Below are 10,181 nucleotides of genomic sequence, written 5' to 3'. Positions count from 1 at the left end.
AATAAATTTCAGTAAAATTTTACGCGTTTTTAGAAATGCAGATCACGCCCGAAGCCGCACGTAGATACGCCTCGGGGCGGGGTAGCCCTCGATCGTGCGCGAGCTATCGAGCGGATCTAGGAAATTTTCTAAGCTCTGCCCGTCGATCCACTCCGTTTTGCGCTGCTCGCTAGCATCCGTGGGCTTTTGAGCCAAAATTTCAAAATCTCTAAATTTCGCTCTCTCGCACCAATTCTGCAGCGCGCCGACGGTCGGGACGAAGTAGATATTTGAAATTTTTGAGTAGCTGTTTTTCGGGCACAGCGCGAAATCGCCCGCTCCCTCGATATACATCGTGTCTAAAAACACCTCGCCGCCTGCATTTAGCGAGGCTCGCAGATCTTTTAGCATCTTTACGGGGTCGCTGCGATGATAGATGACGCCGAGGCAGAAAATCGTATCAAATTTGTGCTCGTAAAAGGGCAGGTGCTCTACGCCCAAAAGCTCGAATTTCGCGCCGCTGCGGAGGAATTTCTCGATGAAGCGAAACTGCAGATAAAATAGCGCGCTCGGGTCAAACCCCACTAGCCGCGCAGGCTTTAGAGCGCTTGCGCGAAACATATAGTAGCCGTTGTTGCAGCCCACATCGGCGACGGTTTTGCCGCTCAGATTTAAAAACGGCTGCAGCAGGTTAAATTTCACGAAGCTTCGCCACTCGGCGTCGATAAAAAGATCATTCAGCGCAAAAGGCCCCTTGCGCCACGGCTTTAGCACTCGCGCGATACGCGAAATTTCATCTCTCTGCTCCGCGCTTGCGTTAAAGATTGCGCGCACGACGTCGCCGCACTCGCAGTCGCACTTGTCTATTCGTAGCGCCTCGATCGCGCTTAAAATTTCGCGGTTTTGCCCGCTTTGCAGCTTTTTAAAGTTCTCGTCTCTGATTTTTTGCAGATCCATTTTTAATCCTAAAATTTCAAATTTAGCGCCATTTTAACATAAAATTTTATCCATTTTAAGGCGCAAAGAGATAAAATCGACTTGCAATTCAAGCAAAGGAGCAAAAATGCAAGAAGCAAAAACGAGAAAATTCAGTCTCAGGTTTAATCACGAAATTTCAAGTAGCGGCGCAGAGGTACGGCTTTGGCTGCCGTTAGTGCTGCAAGAGCCGTATCAGAGGTTGCTTGGCGAATATCATGCCCGCTCAAATGCGCAAGAGTCGGCTATCTGCGGAGATCATATAAGCACGTACTACGCGCGCTTCGCACCCGATAAAGAGGCAAGAGCGGGCGTCGGCAAATACGGCGAGCAAGGTGTCGTAGGCGAAGAGGATGATTATTTTGAGCTTAGCTTCGATATTGAAATTTCGGAGCGAAACACCGATTTTAGCAAGGTAAGCTTTAATGAAAATGAGCGCTTGAGCCCCGAGATCGAGGAGTTTTTAAAGCCATCAAAGCTAATTCCAGTAGAAGGCGCTGCAAAACAAAAATCAGACGAGATCACCGGCTCGCTTAAAGGCGATCTGGAAAAGGCGCGCGCGATCTACGAGTGGGTCGCAAAAAATATGAGCCGCGATAATAGCGTGATTGCATGCGGCAGCGGCGATGCGGCGGCGATTTTAAGCAGCGGCAAGCTAAGCGGCAAATGCGCCGATATAAATAGCGTGTTCGTCGCGCTCTGCAGGGCAGCAGGCATTCCTGCGCGCGCTATTTACGGCATCCGCACGGGCGCAGCGCAGAAATTTTCGCCCGAAATGGGCGTCATGGGCGCCTTAAGCGGCGGTGCGCTTGAAATTTCGGGCGCGCAGCATTGCAGGGCGGAATTTTACCTAAAAGGCTATGGCTGGATCCCAGTTGATCCCGCGGACGTTACGAAGGTGCGATTGGGCGAAGGCTTAAGCGAGGATGATTCTAAGCTGGCGCGGGTGCGCGAATATCTTTTCGGCAACTGGGAGCCGTGCTGGCTGGGCTTTAACTACGCTCGCGAAATCGTGCTAAATCCGCGTCCGGCGCATGTCCCGATTGAAATTTTTTCGCATCCGTATTGCGAAGTGGGCGGCACGCCGAAAGATCCGTACTCGCCTAAAAATTTTATCTACGAGTATTTTTCGCGCGAAATTTAATCCTCTGGCGGCTTGCATTTTACCGCCGCGATTTGCTTAAGCTAAGCCGCCGCGCTTCGTCGAAGCTCAACCATTTCATCGAAACGCACGCTTGGCTTTGCGACAGCGGCGCTTTTGCGTGGTTTTGCCTGTGCCGCCGATACATACCTAGTTTGCAGGCTACTGTCATGCCCGCTTTGGCGAAATTTCGCGCTATGTCTTTGGACGAAATTTTGAAATTTTAAAATTCCGCGTCGAGTAAAATTCTAAAATTTTAAAGCTGGTGAAATTTTAAATTTAGCGATTTCAAAGCCGTAAAAGGCTAAAATCCACGCGTAATTAGGGCTAAGGCTTAGCCATTTTATTTGAAGGCAATTTCATGCAAAGACGCGATTTTTTAAGAAACACTGCGATTTTAGGCGCCGTTATGGCTGCTCCGAGTACTATTTTGGGCGAGGAAAAAGTCATTGGCAAAAAGAGAGCTTTCGGGCTATCGCTAAATCACGAAATTTTGGAGGAGGGTAAGCAGACGCGGCTTTGGATACCACTTCCTCTTATCACGGAGTATCAAAAGGTAAGCGACGTAAAATTTGACGGCAATTTCAACGATCCGTCCGTGGACTATGGCGAAATTCCGACGCTCTATGCCGGCTACGTCGGTGTGGCAAAGCCCACGCTAAATATTAAATTTAGCGTCGAGACCTTTGAGCGAAATACCGATTTTAGCAAGGTAAAATTTAATCCGAACGAAAAGCTTAACCCCGAGGTAGCGAAGTTTTTAGAGCCTAGCACGCAGATTCAAATCGACGGCGTCGTTAAGCAAAAATCAGACGAGATCGCAGGCAGCATAAAAGGCGATCTGGAAAAGGCGCGCGCGATTTATACGTGGGTGGCAAACACTATGCAGCGAGATAACAGCGTGCTAGGCTGCGGGCTAGGGGACGTGAAGCAAATTTTAAGCAGCGGCAAGCTAAGCGGCAAATGCACCGACATAAATAGCGTTTTCGTCGCACTTTGCCGCGCGCAGGGCATCGCCGCAAGAGAGATGTTTGGCATCCGCGTCGGCGCGTCGAGATTTAGCGCTCAAATGGGCGCCGCACCAAAAGACGGCGTCAGCCATATCTCGGGCGCGCAGCATTGCAGAGCGGAATTTTATCTCAAAGGCTACGGCTGGATCCCGGTCGATCCCGCGGACGTTACGAAAGTGCGCCTGGGCGAGAAGCTAAGCAACGACGATAGCAAGCTCGCTAAAATTCGCGAGTATTTATTTGGCAACTGGGAGATGTGCTGGATCGGCTTTAACTACGGCAGAGACTTCACGCTAAGCCCACGCCCGGCGCAGTTTCCGATCAATAATTTCGGCTATCCTTACGGCGAAGTGGACGGCAACACGCTTAATTACTACTCGCCGAAAGATTTCAGCTACGATTACAGATCGAAAGAGCTGTAGCGGTTCGCGTTTTGCTATGCGGCACGTCGGACTTGAGCTTTTGAGCGGTACGCAAAAAACTTCTCTCGGTTAGGCGTCTTTAAAGCGAATGTATAAGAATGCGCCCAATCTACATGTCGCCGCGTCTGCATCAGAAAAAAATTCCGCGCCTTATTTGGCGTGGAATTTTAAAATTTCAAGATGAACGGAATCTTAAAATTTTGATGCGCAAGATTCTAAAATTTTGATAGCGCTTCGAGCGATTTTGTGCGCTCTAAGCGATCTAAATTATGAGCTAAATTTTATGATTAGCGGCATTAAATTTAACCGTCCAAAGCGTCGCGCCAAAGCCGAATCAAAAGAAAATAAAGCTGCGTCGCAAAAATTAAAATTCCGCAAAAATATATTCGTAAAAATCAAGCTAGCGCTTTTAAATTTAAGGGTATAATTACGAGGGAAATTTATAAAAATTTAGCCAAAGGGGAGACCATGAAAAAATTTCGTTCATTGCTGCTGTGTGCGGCGGCGGCTGCGACTTTGAGCGCCCAGGGCGAGGACAAGGTAGAAAAAATCACTTCGATCGACATCTATGTTTCGCCGTTTTATTCGGCCAAGGATGGTAAGCCCGAATACGTGCATGTTTACGAGCCGATCGACGATCTGTTGATGAAAAACGACGTGGCGAGCCTAAAAAAGGCGATCAAAATCATCGAAGACGCCCCGGATATGGTCGCTCCGACCACGCTGATGACCGTCGCTGCGCGCGCTTATGATCTGGGGCTTAAGGACGACGCGGTGTTTTGGTTCTACGCGGGCAAATACCGCTTCATCTCCTTCGCCTCGGTAATCGACGTTAGCGGCGCGATGTTTATGGAGACGGTCGAGGCAAATTCCGCTTTCATGCACCTTGCGGGCGACGTGATCAACCCATACGCATTCTGCGACATCGACAAGCAGCAGATCACAGTCGAAAAGGCGGTCGATTGGGTAAAGGATCATCCGTACAAGGCGATATTTTCGGATAAATTCCCCTCCATCGCTAGCGACCGCAAGGCGGCTTTAAAGGAAGTGATAGAAAAGCTCAAAGCCGATCAGCAAAAGCAAAAGCAGTATTTTGCCGATCCGAAAAACAGAGCCGATTACATCGCCGAGCGCAAGAAATACCGCACAGACGAGCGCTTCTGCGACTGAATTTGCGGCTAAGCTTCCCCTCTGGCGGGCTTTGCTAGCTTAGCCGCATTTTGCCTAAATTTCAGCTCGCAGGCTAAATTTAGGCAAATTTCAAACTATGCTTCAAAATAAAATTTAAGGAAAAGTTTATGAAAGAATGTACAATATTTTATTCTTGGCAAAATGATTTACCAAAAAAGACGAATAAAAAATTTATTAGTGATATATTGGCCAATGTCGCAAAAGACATTAGAACAGAAGACAATATAAACATTAACATAGATGAAGCAACCAAAGATGAGAGCGGAACTCCTGATATTATAGAAACTATAATAAAAAAGATTTCTAATGCTGATGTGTATGTAGCAGATATAAGTATTGTTGGGTCATATAGTGATACAAAGAAGACTCCAAATCCAAATGTATTATACGAATTAGGGTATGCAGTTTCAAGGCTTGGATGGGATAGGATTATTTTAATTTTCAACGATCAATTTGGCAAACTTGACGACTTGCCTTTTGATATAAATAAGAGAAGAATAAGTTTAAATTATTCACTTAAAGAAAGCGATGACAGCAATCATATAAAATCTATGTGTGGCAGTAAGTCAAAGTATTTAAAAGACCGCATAAAACAAATATTAGAAAGAAATCCTACAAAAGAATGGGATAGAAGAGAAAAAGATATACGAAGAAAACGAGATATAGATAATTTAGAAAAACTATTTAAATATCTTAATATAGGGATATTTTATGAATTTGCGGATAGTATGCCCGAAAGTTTCAGTAAAGATACTCTTTTTTTCTCTGGAAAATTATATGAACTATTTCGGTCTGGATACTTTTATATATACGATAAAGATATATACGAACATCTGTTAACGTTTTATGGGGCATTCGATAAAATATTTAAAATGACATCAATAGATTATTGTATCTCTAGCAATGGGGAAATAAAATTTATATTTGATAGAAGTACTCCGGAAATAGAAGAACAGCAAAGAAAAGTACAAGATGATATAAGAAAAGAAGTATTGAATTTGAGGGGCGGATTAAATATGTTAATGGATGTAGTGAGAGAAAAATTTATAGAAATTGACATTGAGGAACTTAATGAAGTAGGCCTTAAAGAGCTTGAAAGAAATAAATAACTCTATTGATAAAAATATTAATATTTTTATCAATAGAGTTATGCAATATACTGGTATTAAGTTTATGCCAATTTAAACAGCTTTCATTCTTTTTCACCACGGCAAATAATCAGATAAAATTAATTTAAACTCTGCCAAAGAAATTACATATCACCATTCCTATCACGATAGTGCTATGCCGCAGATCACGGGGCACAAATAAATGTGCAAAGCAGATGAAGGCGCTCGGCAGGCAGGTGCGGGGCTTTGATGAGCGGCTCTGGGGCGAGGTGCGCTACAGCGTCGTGCTAAGCGGCAATTACTATAAATTTACGCAAAATCCCGCGATGATGCGCTTTTTGCTCGCGACGGGAGATAAAATTTTAGTTGAGGCCAGCCCGCTGGATAAAATTTGGGGTATCGGTCTTGGGCGGCAGAGCGAAAACGCAAGCCGTCCAAGCGCGTGGCGCGGGCAAAATCTGCTCGGCTTTGCGCTGATGGAGGTGCGAGACGAACTGCGCAGGCTGTATAAAAACTACGACCTGATCGATAAGAAATTTTTGCGAGATTAGGCGTCGGTTAAAATTTTACCGCTCCCGCCGGGTGTATTCGGCACGTACATAGCGCGGCAGCGAGGCAAGGCGCCAAATTTATAAAATTTTAAAATTTACGCAGACGGCTGAGGCTCGCGCTGCTCTTGCGACGGTTTGGATTAAAATTTAAATAGCGGCCGTCCGCGCAAAATTTCGCCGAAAGCCCGCGTAAAATTTCAAAAGCAGATCGCGCGAAATTTCGGCCGCCTAAACTCGCGCAAAATTCCGACTAGCCGACATAAAATTCCGCTCGCCGATCTACGCAGAATTCCGCCGCGCGGTTAATGAAATTTCGCTTGCCGCGCGGCGAAATTTTATCCGTTTTTATATACGAACATTATATAATTATCAAAATTTTTTCCAAGGAGAGAGGATGAAAAAGCTCGCTACGATACTTGCGCTGCTCTGTGCGGCGGCGTTTGCCAAGGAGTATGAGTATATGGTGCAAAGTATGAGCTACGGCTCACTCGGGCAGCGCAAGGAGAGCACGCATCTAAGCTACGACACGGCGGCGCGCAAGCTGGAGCAGGTAAGAGATACGAACTCCTCGGACGGCCTAGGCTCTAGCTACAAAGAGATCAGCTACTTTGACGAAAAGGGGGATATGGTTAAATTTGAAGTATTTAACCTCGATCTTAAAAGCGGCAAGTGGAAAAAAATAGAAGACTACACGGAAAGCGTCAAAGACGGCGTCACGACGCGCGAGAGCAATTCGATAGCGGATGACGGCACGCGCAATGCGAGCAAAACCGTCTCCAGCTACGACGGTAACGCAACCGAAGATGTGCGATATAAGCTCGCAAAGGGCAAATGGCAGAAAGACAGCATGAACAGATCCGTAAAAAACGCGTGGGATAAGGAGGAGCTTACGATAAGCTTCAAATGGGACGGCAAGAGCTGGCAGCCCAAAGATAAGACCGAAATTTTCTACGACAGCCTAGGAGAGATGAGCGGATACGTGAGCTACGAGTTTGTAAACGGCGCGTGGCAAAATAGCGAGCGAGAGATGCTTAACGGCGATCGAAACGGCAGCTACGAGCAGCTCCGCAGCACTTTTCAAAACGGCGCGTGGCAAAACGCGACGATGAGCAAGCACGAGCTTGATGCCGCGAAGGGCGAGGGGATCGTTACGAGCTTCATCTGGAACGACGAGAAGGGCGCGTGGGATAATATGAGCAAACAGACCGTTATCAAGAAGGGAGCGGATCTTAATATGACCTTTTATCTGTGGGACGAGCGACTTAAAGAGTGGGTCAAAAGCTACTCAAACGGCGAAATTTACGATAAATCGGGCGAGCGACTACTAGAGCAAAGCTACGAATCAAATTCTAGCAGCGGCAAATACGTCTATAGCTACGACGAGCACGGCAGTAATACCGCGATGGACATCTACAAGCTTGATGCGAGCGGCAAATGGGTGCAAACGGGGCGCTCGGAGGCTACTTACGATACCCAAATCCCATCAGACAGCGTGGGGCACGGAGCCGCGCTGATGATGTTTGAGATGCCTAGTATCTACGCGATAACGAGCTTTAAGGAATTTAAGCTTAAAGACGGCAAATCCGAGCTCATAACGGAAAAGACGTGGAAATATAAAAAGATAAAGTAGCGTTTGAAGATGCGTCGGTAAAATTTAGCCGCGAAATTTTATTTGCGCGGCGTTGCGCGAGTGCTGCGGTTAAATTTTATAGTCGCGGCGTCTGTAAGCTTTGCATTTAAATTTATACGGCGCGGAGGTATTTGCGTAAGCGCCGCGGTTAAATTTAGCTAGCGCGGAGGTATTCGTGCGCCGCGTAAATTTTAAAATTTAAATCCTACGCCGCGGCAGGTCCGCACGCAGCGGCGGCAAAAGGAAAGGTTGAAAAATGGTTTTAATTAGAGCGACAAGAGCGGCTCTATTTCGGCTTTAATTTCGGCGAGTATCTGTTTTGGCACCGTAGAGGCGCAAGATCACGCCGCGGCAAGCAGACAAAAACAGACGATGCAGGGCGGCGGGAGAGATGATCAGACGCCCGCAGGCAAACAGAGCAACGAAATAAGCGCAACAAAGCGCGCAGACGAGCAAAGCGGCGAGGCGTAAAATTTTAAAATCAAAAAGCGCTATTTTCGCAGTTGCTCGTACCTACACAAACAAAAATCAAAGGAGCCTGTCTATCTCTACGATGAAATTTCGCAAGAGCAGGCCGGAAAATCGGCGAGCTATTTCATCGGCTATTTCAAAGATGGCAAGCTAAGCCGCTATGAGAAAATTTACGAAGGCGAGAGAGCTTTTTCGAGCGAGGATATAAAGCGGTAGGCGCGATTTAAAATTCAGATAAAAGGAGCGGTCATGAGAGGTATTTTTAAAATTTCACACGAAGGTGCGGCAAATTTTGCGGCGCTAAATTTAAAGGCGCGAGCGATTATTTCGGCGGGTGCTTTTAGAGCGCGGGCGGCGGTAAATTCGAGGGCGCGGACGGCAGTTTTAGCAGGCTCCATTTTGGCGGCGACATTAACGCTTGCGATGCCTGCGGGCGCAACCGAGACTGGCGAGACGCGCGAAACGGCATCAAATTTCAAAGCGCGAACGGATAAAATTTGCCTGCAAAAGACGAGTTATAAGACAGAGGGCGGCGCCGTGCCGCGCTACGAATATGAAGTGAGCCAAAACTACGACGCCAAAACCCACCGCCTAGAAAAAATCTACAAAAAGAGCGGCGAAGAGGGGTCGTCCGTATCGAAAAGCTTTAGCAAATTTGACGAAAGCGGCGAGCGCGAGATCGAAAATGTCGAATACGACTGGGACGCGGATACAAACAAATTACGCGAAACGGCGATAAGCAAGCAGGAGATCGCTTCTGACGGTTCAAAAATTTATTTCAGCCTGCAAAGCAAGGACGGCAAGCCATACGAGGGTGAAAAAGCCGTCGAAAAGCGCGAGGGCAAAACGGAAATTTTGCAAAATTTCACGCTAAAAAAGGGCAGATGGACGCCGACACACCTTACAAAAAGGATTGTCGATGAAAACGATAGAAACAATTTCGTAGCGACCTATGAATGGAACGCCAAAGCGAAAAAATGGACTCCGTACGAAAAATCGATATATCACTACAACGGCGATGTTTACGCGGGCTCCGAAGGCTACGCGTGGCGCGGCAAATGGGTACCACTTACAAAACATACCGTCTTTACGGCAGAGGACGGGACGCGCAGCGAGATAAATTTTATATGGAAGGACGGCATCTGGCAGCGCGACGAAAAGGCCTTATACAAGATCGAGCCTAAGCATAGGCGCTTTAGCGAGCTAAGATCGCGCTGGGATGCCGCAAAAAACGAGTGGAGGGAGTACTACAAAAACGTGCATGAGGAGACCGAGGAAGGCAGGCTGCTACGCGAGAGAACCGTGCTCTGGCGCGAGGAGCTGCAGAGCTGGGAGGTCGTGTTTGAAAACGAGTTTAGCTACGACGCGCGCGGCAACGTGATAAAAAATTGCGCAGCTTCCGACGGCAAGCAGTACGAGTATATCTACGACTACGACGAAGCGGGCAACAACGTCTCGATCACCTTGCGCGAGCCTGATGAGAGCGGCAAATGGTACGAGACGCAAAGGACGCAAAACGTCTTTGAGCGAGAGATTTTAGCGCACGACGTCCTGGATCGCGGCTTCATCGGCGACTACATAGCCGCAGGAAAAAACGCGATCAAAAGCAGCAAGCAGTATTTTCTAAAGGACGGCGAGTTTAAGCTAAACGAAACTCGCGAGTGGGTTTACGGAAAGTGCGAGCCGCAATAAAATTTGGAAA

The 10,181-nt window shown here is 47.1% G+C and carries 9 protein-coding genes; 8 read left to right on the top strand and 1 reads right to left on the bottom strand.

Features of this window, described 5'->3' with window-relative positions; translation table 11 throughout:
* Positions 1-42: 42 nt before the first annotated feature.
* The gene (cmoB, locus tag Q0460_RS01375) at positions 43-936 is read right to left on the bottom strand and encodes a tRNA 5-methoxyuridine(34)/uridine 5-oxyacetic acid(34) synthase CmoB (protein WP_299083934.1); all 894 of its coding nucleotides are present in this window, start codon (positions 934-936) and stop codon (positions 43-45) included.
* Between the two features lie 106 nt (positions 937-1,042).
* On the opposite strand from cmoB, the gene Q0460_RS01370 reads away from it, so the two are divergent.
* From Q0460_RS01370 to Q0460_RS01335, 8 genes are all read left to right on the top strand, one after another.
* Positions 1,043-2,098, top strand: a complete 1,056-nt coding sequence (locus Q0460_RS01370) for a transglutaminase-like domain-containing protein (RefSeq protein WP_299083931.1) — start codon at positions 1,043-1,045, stop codon at positions 2,096-2,098.
* 32 nt (positions 2,099-2,130) lie between these two features.
* Positions 2,131-2,322, top strand: coding sequence for a hypothetical protein (locus Q0460_RS01365; RefSeq protein WP_299083929.1), 192 nt, complete (start codon positions 2,131-2,133; stop codon positions 2,320-2,322).
* A 134-nt stretch (positions 2,323-2,456) separates the two neighbouring features.
* Positions 2,457-3,527, top strand: coding sequence for a transglutaminase-like domain-containing protein (locus Q0460_RS01360; protein ID WP_299083926.1), 1,071 nt, complete (start codon positions 2,457-2,459; stop codon positions 3,525-3,527).
* Between the two features lie 468 nt (positions 3,528-3,995).
* The gene (locus Q0460_RS01355) at positions 3,996-4,697 is read left to right on the top strand and encodes a cytochrome-c oxidase (protein WP_299083923.1); all 702 of its coding nucleotides are present in this window, start codon (positions 3,996-3,998) and stop codon (positions 4,695-4,697) included.
* A 128-nt stretch (positions 4,698-4,825) separates the two neighbouring features.
* The gene (locus Q0460_RS01350) at positions 4,826-5,827 is read left to right on the top strand and encodes a TIR domain-containing protein (RefSeq protein ID WP_299083920.1); all 1,002 of its coding nucleotides are present in this window, start codon (positions 4,826-4,828) and stop codon (positions 5,825-5,827) included.
* Between the two features lie 170 nt (positions 5,828-5,997).
* Complete coding sequence (locus Q0460_RS01345; RefSeq protein ID WP_299083917.1) at positions 5,998-6,378, top strand: NADAR family protein; 381 nt, start codon at positions 5,998-6,000, stop codon at positions 6,376-6,378.
* 394 nt (positions 6,379-6,772) lie between these two features.
* Entirely contained in the window at positions 6,773-8,008 is a 1,236-nt protein-coding gene (locus tag Q0460_RS01340) for a hypothetical protein (RefSeq protein ID WP_299083914.1), read from the top strand.
* A 720-nt stretch (positions 8,009-8,728) separates the two neighbouring features.
* The gene (locus Q0460_RS01335) at positions 8,729-10,171 is read left to right on the top strand and encodes a hypothetical protein (RefSeq protein ID WP_299083911.1); all 1,443 of its coding nucleotides are present in this window, start codon (positions 8,729-8,731) and stop codon (positions 10,169-10,171) included.
* Positions 10,172-10,181: the final 10 nt, after the last annotated feature.

This window comes from uncultured Campylobacter sp. (assembly GCF_937980635.1).
Taxonomy (GTDB): domain Bacteria; phylum Campylobacterota; class Campylobacteria; order Campylobacterales; family Campylobacteraceae; genus Campylobacter_B.
Note: the sequence above shows the minus strand (reverse complement) of the source record. Positions and strands in the feature narration are given on the sequence as shown.